This is a genomic window from Lentzea sp. NPDC036955, from assembly GCF_055608005.1.
On the sequence record NZ_JBVJRC010000010.1, the window covers coordinates 82,197 to 103,268 of the forward strand.

A 21,072-nucleotide genomic window follows, 5' to 3' on the forward strand; every position below is an offset into this window, starting at 1 on the left:
TCTTTACCCCGTTCGGGGGATGTTGGCCGTAAGTTGCGTAAGCGGCGAAGCATCGGCGCCTTCCATCAGCGTGAGACCCGCTCATGGGGTGGAGGAAACCGGTGACGACTGCGACAGGACCGATCGACACAGCCGCGTACCAACGCGTGCTCGGTGACGAGATCCGCAGCCTTCGCAAGCAGCGCGGCTGGACCAGGAAAGAACTGAACAAGCGCTTGCAGACGGAGATCTCCCTGCAGACCCTGGCGACGTACGAGCTGGGCACCCGCCAGTGCTCGGTCGTGCGCCTGGTCGAGATCTGCCACGCACTCGACGTGCCCGCGCACGAGGTGCTGGCCCGCGTGCACGAACGCTTCTTCGGCGACACGCCGGCAGGTCACCTGACCCTGAACCTGTCCCTGGTCGCCGCCACGGACAACCCCCGCCTCGCGCCACTGCGCCGGTGGGCGGCCGGGCGCCTGCACGTGCTGCCTCCCGGGGCGTCACCGGAGGTGCACCTCGACCTGGCGGCGGTGGAGAACATGGCGCAGCTCTGCCAACTGCCGGCGGTGGAGCTGATCCGCACGCTGCGGTCGATGTCCCGTTAGAACGGTCGCGGGGAACGCGGGCGGAGCCGCGGGAACAGCACCCACCGTTGTACCGAACCCCGTTCACACCACCGAAACCACCGCCCACGAAGGGTTACCCGCCCACGCCGGTAGCATCGCCGGGGTGAACGATTCCCCCGCCCGCCTCCCCCTGCGCACCGCAGCCGCCGTGAAGCTGGGCAACCTGAGCTCCACGCTGTCCCAGAAGATGGGTCTCGGCGCAGGTGGCATGATCGGCGGCCGAGTCGCCCTCAAGCTCGACCCCCAGGCGTTGAACCGCCTGACCGCCGGCCGCAGGGTCGCCGTGGTCACCGGCACGAACGGCAAGACGACCAGCACGATGATGCTGGCCAGGGCCGTCACGGCGCTGGGTGAGGTCGCCACCAACCACAGCGGCGCGAACATGCCAGACGGGCACGTGACGGCGCTGTCGAAGCAGCCGGACGCCCCGTACGCCGTGCTGGAGTGCGACGAGGGGTACTTCCCCGCCGTCGCCGGTGCCAGCAACCCGGCGGTCGCGGTGATCCTGAACCTCAGCCGCGACCAGCTCGACCGGGTCGGTGAGGTGCGCACGATCGAGCGCAGCATCCGCGACACGATCGCCGGGCTGCAGAACTGCGTGATCGTCGCCAACTGCGACGACGTGATGGTGACCAGTGCGGCGAGGGACGCGAAGAACGTCGTCTGGGTCGCCACCGGCACGAGCTGGCACCACGACAGCGCGAGCTGCCCGCGGTGCGGTGACCCGATCCGCTGGCAGGGCGAGCACTGGCACTGCACGAACTGCGACCTGGCGCGGCCGCACCCGACGTGGATCACCGCCGACGAGGCCATGATCACGCCGGAGCACCGGAAGCTGGAGCTGCGGCTGACGCTGCCGGGCAAGTTCAACCAGGCGAATGCCGTCATGGCCACGGCGGCCGCGCACACGCTCGGTGTGCCGGTCGACGAGGCGGTGCGCCGTTTGCGTGGCGTGAGCAACGTCAGCGGCCGGTACCGCACGATCCAGCGCAACGGCCGCAGTGCGCGGCTGCTGCTGAGCAAGAACCCGGCGGGCTGGAGCGAGACGCTCACCGTGGTCAGGGAGGCGCACCACCCGGCCGTCCTGGTCATCAACGCCCAGGAGGCCGACGGCCGCGACCTGAGCTGGCTGTGGGACGTCCCGTTCGAGAAGCTGCGCGGCCGCCAGGTGATCGCGTCCGGTGAGCGCGCCAGCGACCTGGCCGTGCGCCTGACGTACGCCGAGGTCGAGCACACGATCGTCAAAGACCCGCTGAGGGCCCTCGACCAGCTGCCCGCCGGCGCGGTCGAGGTCATCGCCAACTACACCGCGTTCCGCGACTTGAATGCCAGGGCTGCCGCTGATGAGTGAGTCGACCGTCCAGATCGCCCTCGTGCTGCCGGACCTCCTCGGCACCTACGGGGACTTCGGCAACGCCGTCGTGCTGGAGAAGCGCATGGCGTGGCGCGGGATCAAGGCCGAGGTCGTGCCGATCAACTACGGCCAGCCGGTGCCGGACTCGTGCGACATCTACGTCGTCGGCGGTGGCGAGGACACCGCGCAGACGCTCGCGGTGAAGCACCTGCGCGAGCACCCCGGTCTGCAGCGCGCCGTCACGAAGGGCGCCGTGGTGCTCGGGGTGTGCGCGGGCATCCAGATCTTCGGCGAGAGCTTCACCCGCGCCGACAACGTGACGCACCCCGGCATGGGCCTGATCGACTCGACCTCGCACGCCGGGGGCAGCCGTGCCATCGGCGAGGTGCTGGCCGAGCCGGCGGACGGCCTGTTCTCCGGTGTGCTGACCGGGTTCGAGAACCACCAGGGCCGCACGGTGCTGGGCCCGTCCGCGCGTCCGCTGGCGCACGTGAAGGTCGGCACCGGCAACGACGGCAGCGTCGAGGGCGCGGTGCAGGGCCGGATCGTCTGCACCTACCTGCACGGCCCGGTGCTGCCGCGCAACCCGCAGCTCGCCGACATGCTGATCGAGTGGGCCACCGGCACGAAGGTGGCGCCGCTGGACCTGCCCGCCGTCACGCAGATGCGCGCGGAACGGGTCAAGGCAGCTTCGTGAGCCGGTCGGCGACGCCCGGCCAGACCACGGCCATCACGTAGTCGGTCGCGAGCGCGGGTCCCACACCGGGCCTGCGCTCGCACCACACGGCGAGCCGTTCGCACGCGCCGACGACGATCTCCGCGAACGCCTCCGCCTCCAGCGGGTCGATCTCCGGCGCGAACGACACCAGCACGGACCCGATCATGTCCGTCTGCTGCTGCCGGATGCCCTCGACCTCCTCCTGCGCCGACGGCACCGCGATCGCCGCCTCCTGCCGCAGCAGGGCCCAGGACCGCTGGTGGTCGACGATGAACTCGAAGAACGCGAGCAGCCCCAGCCGCAGGAACTGCTCGGGGTCCTGCGCGCCCGCGATGGCCGCGGCCGTCTTCTCCCGCAGCTCGGCGCGCGCCCGGTGGATGCAGCCGATCAGCAGGCCCTCCTTGGACCCGAAGTACTCGTAGATCATCGGCTTGGAGACGCCGCAGCGTTCGGCGATCTCGTCCATGGAGGTGGCGAGGTAGCCCTGCTCCGCGAAGACCTCCTCGGCGACGGTGAGCATCTGGGCCATGCGCTGCGCCCTGGGCATGCGGCGCCGTGGCGCTGGAGCGGTCACGAATGGAGTCTACCGCTCGTAACTTACTTCGAGTAACCTACTGCGAAGTAGCCAAGCGAGTGGGAGGGTGTCCCCATGCACCGAGAGACGAAAGTGCTCGTCATCGGCACCGGCTTCTCCGGCCTCGGGATGGCCGTCGAGCTGAAGCGCCGCGGTGAGCACGACTTCGTGGTCCTCGAAAAGGCGAGCGACCTCGGTGGCACGTGGCGGGACAACTCCTACCCCGGTTGCGCGTGCGACGTGCCGTCGCACATGTACTCGTTCTCGTTCGAGCTGAACCCGGGGTGGTCGCGGATGTTCGCCCAGCAGGGCGAGATCTGGGAGTACCTGCGCAAGGTCGCCGACAAGCACCGGCTGCGGCCGCACATCCGCTTCAACACCAAGGTCTCCGGCGCGCGGTGGGACGACGAGGCCAAGCGCTGGCACGTCACCACCGAGCAGGGCGACACCTACACCGCCACGGCGCTGGTCGCGGGCGTCGGCGCGCTGCACATCCCGAACGTCCCCGAACTGCCGGGCATCGAGAACTTCACCGGCAAGACGTTCCACAGCGCGCAGTGGGACCACGACTACGACCTGACCGGCAAGCGGGTCGCCGTCGTCGGCACGGGCGCGTCGGCGATCCAGTTCGTGCCGAAGATCGCCGGGCAGGTCGGGTCGCTCAAGGTCTTCCAGCGCACGCCGCCGTGGATCATGCCCAAGGCCGACCGCGAGATCACCGGCTGGGAGCGGAAGCTGTTCCGCGCCTTGCCGTTCACGCAGCGGCTCTACCGCGACTTCGTCTACTGGACCCGCGAGTCGTCGGCGCTGGGCTTCGCGGTCAACCCGAAGATCATGCAGTTCGCGCAGGGGATCGCGGTGCGGCACCTGAAGAAGCAGGTGCCGGACCCGGAGCTGCGCAAGGCGCTGAAGCCCGACTACACCATGGGCTGCAAGCGCGTGCTGATCTCCAACGACTACTACCCCGCGCTGTCGCGGTCCAACGTGGACCTGGTGACGGACAAGATCTCCGAGGTGCGCGAGAGGTCCGTCGTGGACAGCGCGGGCGTCGAGCACGAGGTCGACGCCATCATCTACGGCACCGGGTTCCACGTCGTCGACTCGTTCGACTACCTGGACATCCAGGGCAAGGGCGGGGTCGACCTCGCCAAGAAGTGGCGCGAGCAGGGCATCGAGACCTACTACGGCATCACGGTGTCCGGCTTCCCCAACCTGTTCTTCCTGCTGGGCCCCAACACCGGACTCGGGCACAACTCGGTCGTGTTCATGATCGAGTCGCAGATCCGGTACATCTCGCAGTGCCTCCGGCTCCTCGACCGGCACCGCGCGGCGGAGCTGGACGTGCGGCGGGAGGCCCAGCAGGAGTTCAACCGCGAGATCCAGGGCAAGCTGACCAAGGGCGTGTGGACCCAGGGCGGCTGCAAGAGCTGGTACCTCGACGCGCAGGGCGTCAACCGCACCGTGTGGCCGGGCTTCACCTGGCGGTACTGGATGCGGACGAAGCGCGTGCGCGCCGAGGACTACGTGCTCACCGCCGCCGCGCGGACGCCGGCGCCGTGAGTCACGGCTTGACGATGACCTTGAGGGCGGTCCGCTCGTCCATCGCCTGGTAGCCCTGGGCGACGTCGGCGAGCGCGACCGTCCGGTCGAACACGGGACCGGGGTCGATCCGCCCGGCGAGCACGTCGGCGAGCAGCTCGGGCAGGTAGGCGCGCGCGGGTGCGACGCCGCCGCCGATGGCGATGTTGCGGCCGAACAGCTTGCCCAGCGGCAGCCCCGGCATCTCGTGCGGCACGCCGACGTACCCGATGCGGCCGCCGTCGCGCACGATGCCCATGGCGGTCTGCCACGACTGCTCCGTGCCCACGCACTCCAGCACCGCGGCCGCCCCGAGCCCGCCGGTCATCTCCTTGATCCGCTCGACGGCGGCGTCACCGCGTTCGGCCACCTGGTCGGTCGCGCCGAACAGGGTCGCGATCTTGGCGCGGTCCTCGTGGCGGCCCAGCGCGATGATCCGCTCGGCGCCGAGGCGCTTGGCCGCGAGCACACCGCACAGGCCCACGGCGCCGTCACCGACGACCGCGACGGTGCTGCCGGGTTGCACGCCCGCGCCCAGTGCCGCGTGGTGCCCGGTGCCCATGACGTCGCTCAGGCTCAGGAACGCGGGCAGCAGCTCCGCCGGCGCGTCGGCCGGGACGCGCACCAGCGTGCCGTCGGCCTGCGGCACCCGCACGGCCTCGCCCTGGCCGCCGTCGCTGCCCTTGCCGCCCCAGAACCCGCCGTTGAGGCACGACGTCTGCAACCCGGCCTGGCAGTAGGCGCAGGTGCCGTCGCTCCACACGAACGGCGCGATGACCCGGTCGCCGGCCTGGACGCTGCGCACGTCCGCGCCGACCTCCTCGACGACACCGAGGAACTCGTGGCCGATCCGCTGACCGCTCTCGCGCTTGGCGACACCCCGGTACGCCCACAGGTCGCTGCCGCAGATGCAGGCGAGCTCGACCCGGACGACGACGTCACCCGGCTCCTGGACGCGCGCGTCGGGCACCTCCTCGACGCGGATGTCACGGGTGCCGTAGATCGTCGTAGCCCGCACCTGGGTTCCTCCTCTGCCTCGTGGTCCAACCGGTCCATCGTGCTCCGGGCAGGCCGGCCGCGCCCACTCGGGAGGCTGTGGAGTTGACCACCCACGCCTACCATCGGGGACGTGCTGAACACTGCGGAAGGCCTCGTGCGGGCACGTGCGATCCGTTACGCGACGGCGGCCCGGTTCGCCGCGCCAGAGCCGCTCACCTGGGACGGTGTGGTGGACGACACCCGCCGCGGCCCGGCCTGCCCGCAGTCGCCGTCGGCGCTGGCCGCGGTGGTCGGCAACTCGGTCGAGGGGCTGTCGTTCGACGAGCACTGCCAGGTGCTGAGCGTGACGGCACCGGCCGACGCCGACGGCCTGCCGGTGATGGTGTGGTTCCACGGCGGCGCGTACGTGACCGGCAGCGGCGAGTCGGCGAAGTACGACGCAGGGCTCTTGGCCGCGCAGGGCGTCGTGGTCGTGAGCGTCAGCTACCGGCTCGGGATCTTCGGTTACCTGCGGGACGACCTGGGGCTGCTGGACCAGCTGGCGGCGTTGCGGTGGGTGCGCGACACCATCGCGGAGTTCGGTGGCGACCCGGCGAACGTGACCGCGTTCGGCCAGTCCGCGGGCGCCGACTCCGTGTACGCGCTGCTGCTCACCGACACCGAGGGCCTGTTCCAGCGCGCGATCCTGCAGAGCGCGCCGCTGGGCACCCGCAGCCCCGACCGCCCGGCCATGACGGCGGCGCTGCGCGAGCACGTCTCCGCCTCCGTCGACGCCGGCACCCCCGTGGCGGACGTGCTGGCCGCCCAGCAGCGCGTCACCGCCGAGCTGGGGCCGAGGTTCACGCCGTCGGGCAGCATGCCGTTCGGCCCGGAGCTGCCGGGCGAGCCCGACCTGACCGCGGTGGCGCCGCGGGTGGAGCTGCTCGTCGGACACACGCGGGACGACGGCAGCCCGTACGTCGCGAACCACCCGGAGGCCTGGGCCGTCGCCACCGAGCTCGTCTTCGCGGGCCCCGCGCGCCGGCTGGCCGCCGACTGGGCCAAGGCCGGTGGCCAGGCCGCCACCTACGACTTCCGCTGGCGGCCGGAGGGCGCTCCGCTGGGGGCCTGCCACTGCATGGAGCTGCCGTTCCTGTTCGACCCGGACGCCTGGAGGGGCGCGGGCATGCTGGCCGGGCAGGAGCCGGACCCGGCGCTGGCCGCGGTCGTGCGGCGGACGTGGACCGACTTCGCCCGGAAGGGGATCGACGCGCTGCCCTCGCGCGAGCTCGAGCTCGGCGCATGACCGAACGCGAGCGCCTGCGCACCACCTTCGGCGCGGATGCGGCCCGCTACCACCGGGCCCGTCCGACCTACCCCGCCGAGCTCTTCGCCGCGCTGCACGGCGACCGCGTCCTGGAGATCGGCCCTGGCACCGGCCAGGCCACGCTGCCGCTGACCGCGCTCGGTTCCGTGACCGCCGTGGAGCTGAGCCCGGACCTCGCCGCGATCGCCCGCACCCACGCGCCGCGCGCGCACGTCGTGGTGGCGGACTTCGACGAGTGGGAGCCGGACGGGGAGTTCGACCTCGTGGTGTCCGCGACGGCGTTCCACTGGCTGGACCCGGACACCCGCATGGCCCGGTGCGCACGCGCGTTGCGGAACGGCGGGACGCTCGCCGTGATCTCCACGCACCACGTCGCGGGCGGCACCGAGCAGTTCTTCGCCGACGTGCAGGAGCTCTACGAGCGCTGGGACCCGGGCACGCCGCAGGGCTTCCGGCAGCCGGCGGCCGGCACCGTGCCGTTCGAGCTCGACGACAGCCCGTTCTTCGAGCCGCCGGAGTTCCGCAGGTACGAGTGGGAGCGCGACTACACCGCGGAGACCTACGTCGACCTGCTGCTCACGTACTCGAACCACATCACGCTGCCCACCCGCGACGAGCTGGTCGCCGGCATCGGCAGGCTCATCGACACCCGCTACGGCGGCCGGATCACCAAGCGGTACCTGACCCAGCTGGCCACGGCCGTGAAGGCACCGGCGGACTGACCGTCTGATGTGGACTGTCCAGCTCCCTGGCACGATCTTCAGGTTCTCGACAGGTGCCGGAGCGGAGTTCCCGGTCCTCTTCCCGGTACCGGCCGCACAGGAGTCGACCGACCACAACACGATCCAACAACCGGGTGCTGCTGCCCCTGCGAGTAGGGCGAGACGCCTAGGATGTCCCGCCAAAGGGGCGGGGAGAACACGCACGAGCCGTGCCCTTGCACTAGGAGGTGGCATGGCCGTGCCGACAGCGGCGCTCAACGAGGGAAGGGCCCCACAGCGGGGCCGGCCTCGCGACGCCAGCAGGGACGACGCATTACGTCAGGCAGCGCTCGAAGTGATGGCCGAGGTCGGATACCGGGCCCTCACCATGGACGCGGTGGCAGCGCGCGCGAGAGCGGGCAAGGCCACGATCTACCGGCGCTGGGAGTCGAAGCTCGATCTGGTGATCGACACGTGCACGCAGCTCGCCACGCAGAACCTCGGCGCACCGGACACCGGCTCGCTCGCCGGTGACCTGCGCGAGTTCCTGTCGTCGTTCGCCGCGTTCCTGTCCGGTCCGATCGGCAAGGCCGCTCAGGCGCTGGTGGGCGAGCTGCCGCACGAGCCGGAGCTGGCGGCGGCGTTCCGGGAGACGTTCCTGATCTCGCAGCGCGACGTGTTGCGCGGAATCCTCGACCGGGCCGCCGACCGGGGTGAGCTGAGGGCCGACGCCCCGCGCGGCATGGCCGTGGAGATCGCGGGCGCGGCGTTGATCTACCGGCTGATGCTCACCGGTGACCCGCTCGACGAGCCGTTCGTGGAGAAGGTCGTCGAGCAGGTCCTACTACCGTTGGTGCACGCCTAGCGCCCCCCGGCTTTGCCGGCATCTGCAAGTACCACCGACTCAACATCAACAAGCACTTTTCTACTGCCAACAGCTCCGCCGACCGTCCGCGGATCTGGAATCCGGTTCGACGGGCGGCGACCATGTTGGTGGTACTTGCAGACGCCTGGGCAGCAACGAGGGGGCGGACGAGACTTCTGGCCAGGTGCTCAGCGGAAGAGCTTGCGCACGAGCGCGAAGCCGACCACGGCACCGACCGCGATCAAGGTGTACTTGACCTTGGGCTGGCTCAGCGTGGCCAGCACGGACGAGCGGCCCTGTTCGACGAGCTTCTGCGGGTTCGCGCGCTCGCTGAGCTCGTCCAGGGTGTTGGCCAGCGCGGCACGAGCCTGTTCGATCTCGCGCTGGATGGTGTCGGGATCGCGTGCCACATGTCCTCCTAGCAGCGGTTCTGGCAGTCACCGTAGTGGACGGCCGTGGGCGGGGCCGCACACGACCCACGTGCGCCCCGGGAGAGCGTGTACATGGCCGCGCTATAGGCTTCCACCCGAGGGGTCGTAGCCCAATTGGCAGAGGCACTGGGTTTAGGTCCCAGCCAGTGGGGGTTCGAGTCCCCCCGACCTCACGATCGTCCTGGGCGCGGTGTGCTCACGGGGCACGTTCGCCCAGGTCAGATCGCATGTTCCTGCGTTCGACCCAGTCCGCGATCTGGGTGCGGCTGGTCAGGTCGAGCTTGCGCCGGACCCGTTGCAGGTGCGTCTCCACCATCCGCTGCGAGATGTGCAGCTCCGTGCCGATGCCACCGTTCGTCCGCCCCGCGGCCACCAGCGCGACGACCTGCCGTTCGCGTGCGCTGAGCTCCTGCTGCTCGATCCGGCCCTCCAGCGCGTAGGCGACCGCTTGCTCACGCGTCATCTGCCGGCCGTCGGCGAGACACGAGTTCCCCACGGCGACCCGTGCGGCCCGCACGACCTCGACGACCTCCCGCTGCCACACGAGGTCGTCGGTGGGCCCGCCTTCCCTCAGGCACGAGGCCGCGCCGACCAGCCTGAGCGCGCGCCTCGGGTCACGGCGCCGGTACGCGATCACGGCCAGCCCCTCCAGCACGTCCGCCACCCAGAAACCCGTGCAGGACGCACGAAGCGACTGCTCGAACCAGTCCGTGGCCTCGTCTGTCTCGCCGCGCTGCAACGCGCGCACGCCGACCGTGTGCAGGAAGACCGCTAATCGGCGTGGTGGAGCGAACCGCCGGTAGACCGGCAGCACGTCGGCGAGCAGGGCGTCCGCGAACTCCTCGTCACCCGCCCGCAGCGCCGACCAGGCCAGGTTGTGCTCGATGATCGCGAGGTCCAGCGGCCCGGCGACCGGCACCAGCAACGCCAGCGCCTCCTCGTAGTGCTTGCGCGCCTCGCTGGTCCGGCCCGCGCGCACCAGCTCGCCCGCGACCGCGTTCAGGGCCTGGGCGAGCAGCACCGGTGCGCCGAGCTCGCGGGCCAGCGCGACGGCCTGCTCGGCCGTGGGCAGACCGGTGTCGTCGTCGGTGCCGGCCAGGTAGGCGAGGTGGCACAGGGCGAGGCAGCGCACGGCGGGTTCGCTGGGCACCGTGGACCGCACCGCCGCGTGCAGCGACCGGCGCCCCTGCGACACCTGCCCCTGGTCGCGCCAGGCCGTGGCGAGCATCGTCGCGAGCCGCAGGTGGTTCCGGTCGCCGGTGCGGGCCGCCCAGTCGACGGCGCTCTGCAGCGCGGCGCACTCGGCGATCAGCGGTTCGACGACGGCCGGTGCGCTGAACACGGTCGCCGTGAACGCGGTCCAGCGGCCGGCGAACCAGTGCGCGACCCGCGCCAGCACGACGTCCCGCAGCTCGCCGAGCTTCTCCCTGCCGTACAAGCGGAGCGTCTCCAGCTGCTCGAACCGCCCCGCGCCCGTGAACGTGAGCAGCGACTTCGACACGAGCCCCGACAGCAGCGCCAGCACCCGGTCCGTGCGCAGCGCACACGCCGCGACCGCCACCTCCAGCCCGAACCCGCCGGGGAACACCGACAGGCAGCGGAACACGTGCTGCTCGTCGGCGCCGAGGTGGTCGTAGCTCCACTCGACGGCCGCGCGCAGGCTCTGGTGCCGCACGGCTGCGGTCCGGTTGCCGCGGTTGAGCAGCTCCAACCGGTCGTCCAGACGGGCCAGCAACTCGCTGACCGGCAGCACCGTCACCAGCCGCGCGGCCAGCTCGACCGCCAACGGCAACCGGTCCAGCCGCACACACAGCCCGGCGAGCACCTCCCGCCCCGGCAACCGCACCCCGAGCTGACTGGCCTCCGCACGGTCGGCGAACAACGCGACCGCCCCCTCGACCGGCAACGGCGGCACCGGCACCAGCACCTCCCCCGGCACCCGCAACGGCTCCCGGCTCGTCGCCACCACCCGCACCCCGGGACAGCCGATCAGCAACGGCTCCAGCAACGCCGCGCACTCCCCGGCGACCCGCTCGCAGTTGTCCAGCACCAGCACCACCGTCCGCCCGGCCAACGCGTGCACCACCGTGCTCAGCACCGTCTCACCGGTGACCTCGCCGATGCCCAAACTCGTCGCACACGCCCGCGGCACGTGGTCACCTCCCGCGACCGAGGCGAGCTCCACCCAGGCGACCTCGGGCAGGCGGGCGGTGAACTCCTTGGCGAGCCTGGTCTTGCCGACACCGGCCGGGCCGGTGAGGGTGAGGACGCGGGCGGTGCCGGTGGTGTGGAGGGCTGCCAGGCGGTTCAGGTCCTCGGTGCGGCCGATGAAGCTGTCAAGGGCTGGGTGGCGGTGGGCGGGCTTGTTCGTCGGGTGGTTCTTGGGCTGGTTCAGCGGTTGGTTGGTGCGTTGGTCGGCTTGGACGTTGGTGGCGCGGTGGATGGTGTGGCCAGTGCTCTGGTGGTTCGCGCGGCCGTTGCTCGGCTGGCTGTTGCTTGGCTGGATGCTGGTCGCTTGCCAGCCGTTGCCGGTCTGCCAGCCGCCGGTCGGCTGCCGGTTGGTGGCCCGCCGCCGGTACGCGCGCTGCCGGCACGCGTTCGAGCAGTACCGGGCCTGACTCCGCCGGGAGGTAGCGGTCGCGGTGCCACACGTCGCACACGTCCCCGCCTGGTCGGTCATCGCACGGAGCCTAACGACCCGGTTCAGCCCCGGAAAGGCCTTTCCACCAGATGTGGCCCAATGGACGTACCCGCACACCGTCCCGCTCCAGTCCACTGTGGACCGCTCGACCCGCCGAACCTCGCCCTCGGTCCGCCCACCGCACCCGGTCGCGTGAGCACTCTCACGCGACATTTCGGACACCACTGTGACCCTCGGAGGCCTCCCGCGTTTCCCCGTCCGCGGCAACGACTTCCCAGCTCACCCCCGGCAAACCCCGACCCCGGGGTGGGGTCACCCCCACCCCGGACCTCGGGTTTCCCCCAATGTCACCGGCCACCCGAATCCGTACCGTCGATCCCATGAACCTCGTCGACTGGGTCACCGACCTGATGCAATCGGCCGGCGCACCCGGAGCGGCACTGGCGATCGCGCTGGAGAACCTCTTCCCGCCCCTGCCCAGCGAGGTCTTCCTCCCCCTGGCCGGTTTCACCGCGGCCCAGGGCAAGATGTCCCTGCTCGACGCGATCCTCTGGACCACCGCGGGTTCGGTGGCCGGCGCCCTGCTCCTCTACTGGCTCGGCCACCTGCTGGGCCGCGACCGGGTCCGGCGCATCGCCGCCCGCATGCCGCTGGTGCGCGTGTCCGACGTGGACAAGACCGAGGCCTGGTTCCTCCGCAACGGCTACCGCGCGGTCTTCTTCGGCCGGATGATCCCGGTGTTCCGCAGCCTGATCTCCATCCCGGCCGGCGTGGAGCGGATGCGACTGGCACGTTCCTCGGCTACACCGCCGCCGGCAGCCTCCTCTGGAACACCGCGCTGATCCTCGCGGGCTACCTCCTCGGCGACAACTGGCACCTCGTCGAGCAGTACGTCGGCCTGGCCTCCACGGGTGTGCTGGCGCTGGCCGGTGTCGCGCTGGCCGTCTTCGTCACCACCCGGCTCACCACCTCCCGACTCGCCACCACCCGGCTCGCCGCCTCCCGACTCGCCAAGCCCAAGCGCCGGACTCACTCGGACTCCTGACCCGGTCCGGCACCCACGCGTTCCGACACGTTCCGTCCCGCCTCCCCGCGTTCCTCTTCCCCCACGGGGCGAGCGAGCGGCCGATTCCGGACACAAGTCACCCGATCGAGCGACACCACACGAAGTCACCCCGGTAAGACGGGCGAACCGCCGGATCAGGACACGCGCCACCCGATCGAGCGACAACGCGAGACCGCCACAACGCCACTACCAGCGCCTTCACCCCGCCAAAGCACCCTCAACCCCCGAGCGCCCAACCCCCGAACCCTCAGCCCCCGAGCCCCCAGCCTCAAGACCGAGAAACCGCACCAACTCCCGCACCGCACTCCGCCCCGCCCGGTTCGCCCCGATGGTGCTGGCCGAAGGCCCGTACCCGACGAGGTGGATCCGCGGATCACGCACGACCCGCGTCCCGTCCACCTGCACCCCACCCCCGGCCGCACGCAGACGCAGCGGCGCCAGGTGGTCGAGGTCGTGCCGGAACCCGGTGGCCCACAGGATCACGTCGGCGGCGTACCGCTCGCCCGACTCCCATTCGACGCCGTCGGGGACGACGCGGGAGAACATCGGCCAGCGCTGGAGCACGCCGTCGGCCAGCGCGGCGAGGGTCCGGTCGTTCAGGGGGAGGCCGGTCACGCTCACCACGCTGCGCGGGATCAGGCCGGCGCGGACGCGTTCCTCCACCAGGGCGACGACCTGGCGGCCGTAGTCCTCGGTGAACGGGCCCTCGTGCCACACCGGTTCGTGGCGGGTGACCCAGCGGGTCGAGGCGGCGAGCGGGGCGATTTCCATCAGCAGTTGGGTGGCTGAGGCGCCGCCGCCGACCACGACCACGCGTTTGCCGGCGAAGGCGGTGGGGCCCTGGTAGTCGGCGGTGTGCAGGTGCAGGCCGCGGAACGTGGACTGGCCGGGGTAGTGCGGCCAGAACGGGCGGCGCCACGTGCCGGTCGCGTTGATCAGGCCGCGGGTGGTCCAGGTGCCCGCGGAGGTCTCGACCCGCAGCAGGGGCGAGTCGGAGGTGACCGCGGAGACGGTCACCGGGCGCAGCACCGGCAGGTCGAACAGGCGCTCGTAGCGCGCGAAGTACGACGGGATCGCCTCGCGGGCGGGGGCGTCCGGGGGTGGATGTTCGAAGGGCATGCCGGGGAGCTCGTGGATGCCGTGCACGGTGCGCATGCGCAGGCTCGGCCACCGGTGCTGCCACGCGCCGCCGGGTGCGGGGTTCGCGTCCAGCACGACGTGGTCGACGTTCCGCCTGCGCAGGAAGTAGGAGGCCGAGAGGCCCGCCTGGCCCGCTCCGATCACCACGACATCCGTCACACCCACGTCAACCCGCGACCGCCACCGGGTGATTTCGGATGTGACGGAGCAGTCACCAGCACCGCGCAGGCTCGGACCGGTGGACGCCCGACGAGTTACCCGGCTCACGGAAGAAGTCGCGAAGTATCGGTGTTGATCGATGTATGAGCCGCCTCAGTGAGATCCCGCTGTCCGTCCTCGACCTCGCCCCGATCGGTTCGGGCTCGGATGCGACGGCCGCGCTGCAGAACTCCAGGGAGCTCGCCCAGCAGGCCGAACGCCTCGGCTACCACCGCTACTGGTTCGCCGAGCACCACAACATGCCCGGTATCGCGAGCTCGGCGCCCGCGGTGCTGATCGGGCACGTCGCGTCGGCGACCGAGCGGATTCGCGTCGGGTCGGGTGGCGTCATGCTGCCCAACCACGCGCCGCTCGTGGTCGCCGAGCAGTTCGGCATGCTGGAGGCGCTGCACCCCGGCCGCATCGACCTGGGCATCGGGCGCGCGCCCGGTACCGACCAGAAGACGGCGCGGGCGCTGCGGCGGACCGAGGCCGGGCTGTCCGCGGAGAACTTCCCGCAGGAGCTGACCGAGCTCATCGGCTACTTCGACGGCACCGCCGAGCTCAACGCCGTGCCCGCCGCGGGCAACAAGCCGCCGATCTGGCTGCTCGGCTCGTCCGGCTACAGCGCGCAGGCCGCGGGGCTGCTGGGGCTGCCGTTCGCGTTCGCCCACCACTTCAGCGCGCAGAACACGCTGCCGGCGCTCGCGTTGTACCGCAAGCACTTCCGGCCCTCGGAGGTCCTCAGCGAGCCGTACGCGATGGTGTGCGCCTCGGTGGTCGTGGCCGACACCGACGAGCGCGCCCGCTACCTCGCGGGTCCGGGTGCGCTGTCGTTCGTGAAGCTGCGCCAGGGCCGGCCGGCTCCGCTGGCCACGCCGGAGGAGGCCGCCGCCTACCCGTACACCGAGATCGACGAGCTCGTGATCGAGGACCGGATGGCCACCCAGGTCATCGGTTCGCCGCAAACGGTCGCCGCCGGGCTGGGCGAACTGCTGGAGTCGACGGCGGCCGACGAGCTCATGGTGACGACCATCGTGCACGGGCAGCAGGACCGGTTGCGGTCGTTCGAACTGCTGAGCGAGCTTGCCGAACGGACGCCCGCGCTGGGCCGTTCAGCCGCACATACGTGAGTCGGTCACGCCTGAGCTTCACGTTTCGTACGACTGACGTTGATCTGAACGGGTGATAATCGGCTCCGCTTGTAGCGCGAGGCACACCCTGCGCGATGATCGGTGTGAGCGCGCACGCCCCCCGACGCGCTCCCTAGCTTCACCCGACGGACGGCGTGGGGCCGGCGCTCTCTTGTGGCGCCGCCCACGCCGCCCATCACGAGTCGGCATCGTCCCGGCACCAGGTCCGCTTCAAGGGCCCCTTTCCTCCCCCGCTCGCCCCGCGGCACCGTCACAGTTGACGGGAGTCGTCCACACCCACCGCCGGGGTGGGAAAGGGGAGTTCGTGAAGTTCGCCAAATCGGCAGCGGGTCTCTGCCTGCTGCTGGCCGTGGCGGGATGTGCGGGCCCCAGTGTCGCCGTCACCACGGACGAGAGCCTGACCGTCGAGCAACGGGCCGAGACGCCCGACGCAGCCACCAACGCCGCCTTCGGCACCCAGCGGGTGTGGGGCTCCGGTCTCTCCGTCGTGGTGTCGGCCCCGAGATCGCTCTCACCGTCGGACACGGCCACCCCGCGCGCCGCGCGCACGGCCGTCTTCACGCTCACCGTCTACAACGGCTCGAAGAACGCCTACAAGCCGTCCCAGCTCGCCGTGAAGGCGACGGCGAACGGTGCCGCGGCTCCCGAGCTGGTCGACTCGGTGCAGGGCCTCAACGGCCTCGCCGCGGCCGTCGCCGAGCTGCCGCCCGGCAAGGACACCCAGGTGGTGCTCGCGTTCGCCGTGGCGGAGGGGCCGGTGCAGATGCAGCTGACCGTGCAGCCCGGCGGCCAGGGCCAGGACGCACCGACCGTGTTCGAGGGCCAGGCCTAGTCTCAAGGCCATGAGCACCCGTCTCGAACCAGGGGACACCGCACCCGCCTTCACGCTGCCCGACAGCGACGGCAAGCCGGTGTCGCTGTCCGACTACCTCGGCAGGTCAGTGGTCGTGTACTTCTACCCGGCCGCGAGCACCCCGGGCTGCACCAAGCAGGCCTGCGACTTCCGCGACAGCCTCGCCCAGCTGAACGACCTGGGCTACGCCGTCGTCGGCATCTCGCCGGACAAGCAGGAGAAGCTCGCGAAGTTCCGCGACGCGGAGGGCCTCACCTTCCCGCTGCTCGGTGACACCGAGAAGACCGTCCTCACCGAGTGGGGCGCGTTCGGCGAGAAGCAGAACTACGGGCGCACCGTGCAGGGCGTCATCCGCTCCACGTTCCTCGTCGGCCCGGACGGCAAGGTCGTGAAGGCGATGTACAACGTGCGTGCCACCGGTCACGTCGCGAAGCTCCTGCGCGAGCTCCCGGCCTGAAAAATCACCTGGAAATGTGACACCGCCGCCGCAGGACTTGCGGCGGCGGCCCCTTCTTCGGGTATGGTCGAGGTGAGGGCGTGCAACAACTGCCGCCCCTGTTCCGGTGAGGGTGATACACCGTGTGTCGCTTGACGGCACCTCGCGGCCCCGACATCCCGTCTGATTTCGTCTTGCGCGTCCACTTCCCCACGCGCGGCGGTTGACCAGGGCGTTCTGCCCTCAGTCCACCGTTCGCAAGCAAACACGCATGCCTGGCGCTGCGTGCATTTCGTGCTGGGAAAATTCAATGCTCAAGTGGGTGCTGCTCACCATCGCCGTGGCAGCGGAAGTTTTCGCGACCCTTTGTCTGAAGTACTCCGACGGTTTCACGAAACCGTGGCCCGTCGTCGGTCTCGGCGCCGGGTTCCTCACCGCTCTCTACCTGGAGTCGGTGGTGATCCGGATGGGGCTGCCGGTCGCCATCACGTACGCGATCTGGGCGGGCGCGGGCATCGCGCTGGTCACCCTCACCAGCCGCGTGCTGTTCTCCGACCCGCTGAACCTCGCCATGCTCGGCGGCATGGCGCTCATCGCGGCCGGCGTGTGCGTGGTGTCGGTCGCCTCGCACGCACACGCCGTCACGGCCTAACGCAGCTTGCGCAGGTGCGGGACCAGCAGCTTCAGCGCCCGGCCCCGGTGGGACTGGGCGTCCTTCTCCTCGGCGCTCAGCTCCGCCGAGGTGACCATGTAGCCCTCGGGCAGGAAGATCGGGTCGTAGCCGAAGCCGTTCGTCCCGCGCCGCTCGCGCAGCAGGGAACCCCGCCACTCGCCGCGGACCACGACCTCCTCGCCGCCGGGCACGACCAGCGCGACCACCGACACGAACGCCGCGCCACGGCGTTCGTCCGGCACGTCACCGAGCTGGCCCAGGAGCAGGTCGAGGTTCGCGTCGTCGTCGCCGTGGCGGCCGGACCAGCGCGCGGACAGCACGCCGGGCATGCCGTTCAGCTCGTCGACGGCCAGGCCGGAGTCGTCGGCCACGGACACCAGACCGGTGGCCGCAGCGGCGTCACGGGCCTTGGCCAGCGCGTTGCCCTCGAAGTCCGGCGCGGTCTCGGGCGCCTCGGGGAACTCCGGCACGTCGGCGAGCGACAGCACCTCGATGCCCGACAGCTCCTCGGCCACGACGATGCGCTGCAGCTCGCGGAGCTTCTTGGCGTTGCGGGAGGCGAGCAGGAGCTTCACCGGCGACCACCGGACTTCGGCTCGGGCAGCACGCCGGGGTACGGGGCGGACAGGGCCTCGGCCTGCAGGCGGTTGAGCTGCGCGCAGCCCTCCAGGGCCACGTCCAGCATGCGGTCCAGGGTGGACCGGGCGAACGTGGCGCCCTCACCGGTGCCCTGCACCTCGATCAACGTGCCCGCGTCGGTGGCGACGACGTTCATGTCGACCTCGGCGCGCGAGTCCTCCTCGTAGGGCAGGTCCAGGCGCACGCGGCCGTCGACCACGCCCACCGACACCGCGGACACCGCGCACGACAGCGGCGACGGGTCGGCCAGGCGACCGGCCGCGCCCAGGTACGTCACCGCGTCGGCCAGCGCCACGTAGGCGCCGGTGATCGCCGCCGTGCGGGTGCCGCCGTCGGCCTGGATCACGTCGCAGTCGATGACGATGGTGTTCTCGCCCAGCGCCGCCAGGTCGATGCACGCGCGCAACGAGCGGCCGATCAGCCGGGAGATCTCGTGCGTGCGCCCGCCGATGCGGCCCTTCACGGACTCCCGGTCGCTGCGGGAGTGCGTGGCGGACGGGAGCATCGCGTACTCGGCGGTCACCCAGCCGAGACCCGAGCCCGACCGCCAGCGGGGAACGCCTTCGGTGACACTCGCGGCGCACAGCACGCGGGTGTTCCCGAACTCGATCAGGACCGAGCCGGCCGGCCAGGTCTGATATCCACGCGTGATCCGGATGTCACGCAACACGTCGTCGTTTCGGCCGTCGCTTCGCACCACGGCCCATACCCTAATGAACCCCGCGGGGCGCACTGGCGTAGGGAGAGACATGCTGACGATCGACGGTATTCCGATCCACCCGTTGCTCGTGCACGCCGTGGTCGTGCTGCTGCCCCTGGCGGCGCTCGGCTCGATCGCGATCGCACTGGTCCCGGCCTGGCGGCGCAGGTACGCCTGGCCCGTTCTCGGGGTCACCCTGGCCGGTGTCGCCGCCGTGCCGGTCGCGAAGCAGGCGGGCGAGGACCTCCAGGCCGCACTCGAACGCGCCACCGGTGCGGCGAACCCGGTCATCCAGGCGCACGCGGACCTGGGCGACCTGCTGCTGCCCGTCGCGCTCGGCTTCGGCGTCGCGGTGATCGCGCTGCTGGTCGCCGGGCGCCTCGCCGACCGGGAACGCGAGGCGGAGGCACCCACCACGAGGACGTGGCGGGTGGTCTCAGTCGTCGTGTCGGTGCTGGTCGTCGTGCTCGCGGCCGGGACCGTGGTGCAGACGGTCAGGGCCGGTCACAGCGGGTCGGAGGCCGTCTGGAGCGGCGTCGGGAGCTGAAGCGGCGCGGTCGCGGACTGCTTCAGCGTGCGGGTGACCGTGCAGAACTGCTCCACGGCCCGCCGCACGACGACCTCCAGGGCCTCCGGGTCGTCCACCGCGGACAGGTCGTAGGACAGCGCCACCGGGATCGACACGACCTCGTTGCCGCTCTCGGACTGGACGGCGTCCGCGACCGCCGACAGCTCCTCACCGCCGGTGCGGCGCAGGATCAGCGTCTCCGACGTCACCAGCGCGCAGCCCGCGGCGGCCGCGACGAGCAGCTCCACCGGGCTGAACGAGCCCTCCTGCCCCTTGCGCCCGATCCGCACCGACGCGCCGCGGTCGTTCGTCGCGACGAACTCGTGCTCGCCCACCCGTTCCAGCTCGATCACGCCATCTCCCCCACTTCGTACCGGCCGCCCTCTACGACCAGTTCGCTCGGCCCGGCGAAGGCCGACCGGGCCTCCGCGAGCACGTCGTCCCGCGACGTCCACGGCGGAACGTGCGTCACCAGCAACCGTCCCGCGCCGGCCCGCGCGGCCAGCTGTCCCGCTTCGAGCCCGGACAGGTGCAGGTCCGCGACCCGGTCGGGCGCGTGCGTCCAGCTGGCCTCCGCGAGCAGCACGTCCACCCCGTCGGCCAGCGCGTCCAGCGCCGCGCACGGTCCGCTGTCACCGGTGTAGGCCAGTGTCGCGCCACCGCAGGAGATCCGGAACCCGTACGCCTCGCAAGGATGCGCGACCACAGCGGACTCCACGGTGAACGGTCCGATGTGGACGGTGGAGCCCAGCGGGTGGAACTCGAAGACGTCCGTGAGGTCCAGCGACGCGCGTTCCTCCTCGGAAGGCGCGTAGGCGGCGGCGAACCGCGCGTGGGCCTGCGAAGGCGCGTAGACCGGCAGGACGGCGGACGGCGGGCTGGGGTGGTACTTGCGCGCCACGTACAGCGACGACACGTCGATGCAGTGGTCGGGGTGCAGGTGCGACAGCACCAGCGCGTCCATCGAGAACAGCGGGCGCTCCTGCTGGAACCGCCCCAGCACGCCGTTGCCGAGCTCCAGCACCAGCGTGAAGCCGTCCGCCTCCAGCAGGTACCCCGACGCCGCCGCGCCAGGTCCCGGAATGCTGCCGGAGCAGCCCAGCACGGTCAGCAGCACCGTTACCCCCACTGTTCGAACGTCGGCAGGAACCTGGCGGCCAGCTTGGCGAAGCGCTCCGGCGGACCGGTGCACGTCACCCGGTGCACGGGCGGGTCGGCGGCGAAGTCGTCGCGTTCGGTCAGCAGCCGCACCACGTCCTTCACGGTCTCCTCGGCGCTGGACACCAGCGTCACGTGCTCGCCCATGACGATCTGGATCACGCCGGTCAGCAGCGGGTAGTGGGTGCACCCCAGCACCACGGTGTCGACCTCGGCGCGCTGCAACGGTTCCAGGTAGGCCTGGGCGAGACCCAGCACCTGCCGGCCGGAGGTGACGCCGCGTTCCACGAAGTCGACGAACCGCGGGCAGGCCGCCGCCGTGACGGTGACGTCCCGCGCGGCCTGGAAGGAGTCCTGGTAGGCGTGCGAGTTGATCGTGCCGACCGTGGCGATCACACCGACCCGGCCGGACCGCGTCGACCGCACCGCGCGGCGCACCGCGGGCAGGATCACCTCGACCACCGGCACGTCGTAGCGTTCCCGCGCATCGCGGAAGCAGGCGGCGGAGGCGGTGTTGCAGGCGATCACGAGCATCTTGGCGCCCTCGTCGACCAGCCGGTCGCACACCTCCAGGGCGTGCTTGCGGGCCTGCGCGATGGGCAGCGGCCCGTAGGGACCGTTCGCGGTGTCACCGATGTAGTGGATCGACTCGCCGGGCAGCTGTTCCATGACGGCTCTGGCGACCGTCAGGCCGCCGACGCCCGAGTCCATG

Annotated in this window: 23 protein-coding genes and 1 tRNA gene; 14 read left to right on the forward strand and 10 right to left on the reverse strand. The window is 71.2% G+C overall.

The features are described from left to right. The first annotated feature begins 101 nt into the window (after nt 1-101). The 3 genes from ACZ7CF_RS31900 to ACZ7CF_RS31910 all read left to right on the forward strand — a co-directional run bounded on the left by ACZ7CF_RS31900 (nt 102) and on the right by ACZ7CF_RS31910 (nt 2,659). Entirely contained in the window at nt 102-587 is a 486-nt protein-coding gene (locus ACZ7CF_RS31900) for a helix-turn-helix domain-containing protein (protein WP_360398250.1), read from the forward strand. A gap of 124 nt (nt 588-711) precedes the next feature. After that, on the forward strand, nt 712-1,959 hold the full coding sequence (locus tag ACZ7CF_RS31905; protein WP_360398248.1) for a Mur ligase family protein: 1,248 nt from the start codon (nt 712-714) through the stop codon (nt 1,957-1,959). Then, nucleotides 1,952-2,659: a type 1 glutamine amidotransferase gene (locus tag ACZ7CF_RS31910; protein WP_360398246.1), complete on the forward strand. Its 708-nt coding sequence runs from the start codon at nt 1,952-1,954 to the stop codon at nt 2,657-2,659. Before ACZ7CF_RS31905 ends, ACZ7CF_RS31910 begins: the two co-directional genes overlap by 8 nt. Here ACZ7CF_RS31910 and ACZ7CF_RS31915 read toward each other — a convergent pair. Next, nucleotides 2,643-3,254, reverse strand: coding sequence for a TetR/AcrR family transcriptional regulator (locus ACZ7CF_RS31915; RefSeq protein ID WP_360398244.1), 612 nt, complete (start codon nt 3,252-3,254; stop codon nt 2,643-2,645). The two genes, ACZ7CF_RS31910 and ACZ7CF_RS31915, sit on opposite strands and share 17 nt — an antisense overlap. 75 nt (nt 3,255-3,329) lie before the next feature. Between ACZ7CF_RS31915 and ACZ7CF_RS31920 the strand changes: the two genes are divergently transcribed. After that, on the forward strand, nt 3,330-4,814 hold the full coding sequence (locus ACZ7CF_RS31920) for a flavin-containing monooxygenase (RefSeq protein ID WP_458434095.1): 1,485 nt from the start codon (nt 3,330-3,332) through the stop codon (nt 4,812-4,814). A 1-nt stretch (nt 4,815) separates the two neighbouring features. Here ACZ7CF_RS31920 and ACZ7CF_RS31925 read toward each other — a convergent pair whose 3' ends face one another. Continuing rightward, nucleotides 4,816-5,850 carry a zinc-dependent alcohol dehydrogenase family protein gene (locus ACZ7CF_RS31925; RefSeq protein ID WP_458434096.1) on the reverse strand — a complete coding sequence of 345 codons (1,035 nt, stop codon included), beginning with the start codon at nt 5,848-5,850 and terminating at the stop codon, nt 4,816-4,818. Between the two features lie 111 nt (nt 5,851-5,961). Between ACZ7CF_RS31925 and ACZ7CF_RS31930 the strand changes: the two genes are divergently transcribed. The 3 genes from ACZ7CF_RS31930 (at nt 5,962) to ACZ7CF_RS31940 (ending at nt 8,703) form a co-directional block, all read left to right on the forward strand. After that, nucleotides 5,962-7,116 (forward strand): carboxylesterase family protein, encoded by a 1,155-nt coding sequence (locus ACZ7CF_RS31930; RefSeq protein WP_360398238.1) that lies wholly within the window; start codon nt 5,962-5,964, stop codon nt 7,114-7,116. Then, entirely contained in the window at nt 7,113-7,859 is a 747-nt protein-coding gene (locus ACZ7CF_RS31935) for a class I SAM-dependent methyltransferase (RefSeq protein ID WP_470371325.1), read from the forward strand. Before ACZ7CF_RS31930 ends, ACZ7CF_RS31935 begins: the two co-directional genes overlap by 4 nt. Nucleotides 7,860-8,091: 232 nt before the next feature. Then, complete coding sequence (locus tag ACZ7CF_RS31940; protein WP_360398234.1) at nt 8,092-8,703, forward strand: TetR/AcrR family transcriptional regulator; 612 nt, start codon at nt 8,092-8,094, stop codon at nt 8,701-8,703. A gap of 188 nt (nt 8,704-8,891) precedes the next feature. Here the strand turns inward: ACZ7CF_RS31940 and ACZ7CF_RS31945 are convergent, their stop codons facing one another. After that, the gene (locus ACZ7CF_RS31945) at nt 8,892-9,113 is read right to left on the reverse strand and encodes a DUF3618 domain-containing protein (RefSeq protein WP_360398232.1); all 222 of its coding nucleotides are present in this window, start codon (nt 9,111-9,113) and stop codon (nt 8,892-8,894) included. 120 nt (nt 9,114-9,233) lie between these two features. Between ACZ7CF_RS31945 and ACZ7CF_RS31950 the strand changes: the two genes are divergently transcribed. After that, nucleotides 9,234-9,307, forward strand: a tRNA-Leu gene (locus ACZ7CF_RS31950). 23 nt (nt 9,308-9,330) lie between these two features. Here the strand turns inward: ACZ7CF_RS31950 and ACZ7CF_RS31955 are convergent. Beyond that, the gene (locus ACZ7CF_RS31955) at nt 9,331-11,814 is read right to left on the reverse strand and encodes an ATP-binding protein (RefSeq protein ID WP_470371326.1); all 2,484 of its coding nucleotides are present in this window, start codon (nt 11,812-11,814) and stop codon (nt 9,331-9,333) included. Between the two features lie 341 nt (nt 11,815-12,155). On the opposite strand from ACZ7CF_RS31955, the gene ACZ7CF_RS31960 reads away from it, so the two are divergent. Then, the gene (locus ACZ7CF_RS31960) at nt 12,156-12,617 is read left to right on the forward strand and encodes a DedA family protein (RefSeq protein ID WP_470371327.1); all 462 of its coding nucleotides are present in this window, start codon (nt 12,156-12,158) and stop codon (nt 12,615-12,617) included. A 422-nt stretch (nt 12,618-13,039) separates the two neighbouring features. On the opposite strand, the gene ACZ7CF_RS31965 is transcribed toward ACZ7CF_RS31960, so the two are convergent. Continuing rightward, entirely contained in the window at nt 13,040-14,140 is a 1,101-nt protein-coding gene (locus tag ACZ7CF_RS31965; protein ID WP_470371328.1) for an NAD(P)-binding domain-containing protein, read from the reverse strand. Nucleotides 14,141-14,283: 143 nt separating this feature from the next. Here ACZ7CF_RS31965 and ACZ7CF_RS31970 point away from each other — a divergent pair, with 143 nt between their 5' ends. The 4 genes from ACZ7CF_RS31970 to ACZ7CF_RS31985 all read left to right on the forward strand — a co-directional run bounded on the left by ACZ7CF_RS31970 (nt 14,284) and on the right by ACZ7CF_RS31985 (nt 17,274). Next, nucleotides 14,284-15,312 (forward strand): LLM class flavin-dependent oxidoreductase, encoded by a 1,029-nt coding sequence (locus tag ACZ7CF_RS31970; RefSeq protein WP_458434106.1) that lies wholly within the window; start codon nt 14,284-14,286, stop codon nt 15,310-15,312. A gap of 325 nt (nt 15,313-15,637) precedes the next feature. Continuing rightward, nucleotides 15,638-16,165, forward strand: coding sequence for a hypothetical protein (locus tag ACZ7CF_RS31975; RefSeq protein WP_458434107.1), 528 nt, complete (start codon nt 15,638-15,640; stop codon nt 16,163-16,165). Nucleotides 16,166-16,175: 10 nt separating this feature from the next. Further along, a complete protein-coding gene (gene bcp / locus ACZ7CF_RS31980) occupies nt 16,176-16,643 on the forward strand; it encodes a thioredoxin-dependent thiol peroxidase (RefSeq protein WP_360398220.1) in 468 nt (155 codons plus the stop codon). Between the two features lie 289 nt (nt 16,644-16,932). Continuing rightward, the gene (locus ACZ7CF_RS31985; protein ID WP_360398218.1) at nt 16,933-17,274 is read left to right on the forward strand and encodes a DMT family transporter; all 342 of its coding nucleotides are present in this window, start codon (nt 16,933-16,935) and stop codon (nt 17,272-17,274) included. Here ACZ7CF_RS31985 and rdgB read toward each other — a convergent pair. Continuing rightward, complete coding sequence (rdgB, locus tag ACZ7CF_RS31990) at nt 17,271-17,870, reverse strand: RdgB/HAM1 family non-canonical purine NTP pyrophosphatase (protein WP_458434108.1); 600 nt, start codon at nt 17,868-17,870, stop codon at nt 17,271-17,273. The genes ACZ7CF_RS31985 and rdgB overlap by 4 nt on opposite strands. Then, nucleotides 17,867-18,634: a ribonuclease PH gene (gene rph / locus ACZ7CF_RS31995; protein WP_360398214.1), complete on the reverse strand. Its 768-nt coding sequence runs from the start codon at nt 18,632-18,634 to the stop codon at nt 17,867-17,869. Before rph ends, rdgB begins: the two co-directional genes overlap by 4 nt. A 49-nt stretch (nt 18,635-18,683) precedes the next feature. Here rph and ACZ7CF_RS32000 point away from each other — a divergent pair, with 49 nt between their 5' ends. Continuing rightward, a complete protein-coding gene (locus ACZ7CF_RS32000; protein ID WP_360398212.1) occupies nt 18,684-19,181 on the forward strand; it encodes a DUF2231 domain-containing protein in 498 nt (165 codons plus the stop codon). Here the strand turns inward: ACZ7CF_RS32000 and ACZ7CF_RS32005 are convergent. The 3 genes from ACZ7CF_RS32005 to murI are packed head-to-tail and all read right to left on the reverse strand — an operon-like array spanning nt 19,139 to nt 21,071. Beyond that, on the reverse strand, nt 19,139-19,555 hold the full coding sequence (locus tag ACZ7CF_RS32005; protein WP_360398210.1) for an OsmC family protein: 417 nt from the start codon (nt 19,553-19,555) through the stop codon (nt 19,139-19,141). The genes ACZ7CF_RS32000 and ACZ7CF_RS32005 overlap by 43 nt on opposite strands. Continuing rightward, nucleotides 19,552-20,319, reverse strand: coding sequence for an MBL fold metallo-hydrolase (locus ACZ7CF_RS32010; protein WP_360398270.1), 768 nt, complete (start codon nt 20,317-20,319; stop codon nt 19,552-19,554). The genes ACZ7CF_RS32005 and ACZ7CF_RS32010 overlap by 4 nt, the downstream gene beginning before the upstream one ends. Before the next feature lie 2 nt (nt 20,320-20,321). Further along, entirely contained in the window at nt 20,322-21,071 is a 750-nt protein-coding gene (gene murI / locus ACZ7CF_RS32015) for a glutamate racemase (RefSeq protein ID WP_360398268.1), read from the reverse strand. Nucleotide 21,072 lies beyond the last annotated feature (1 nt).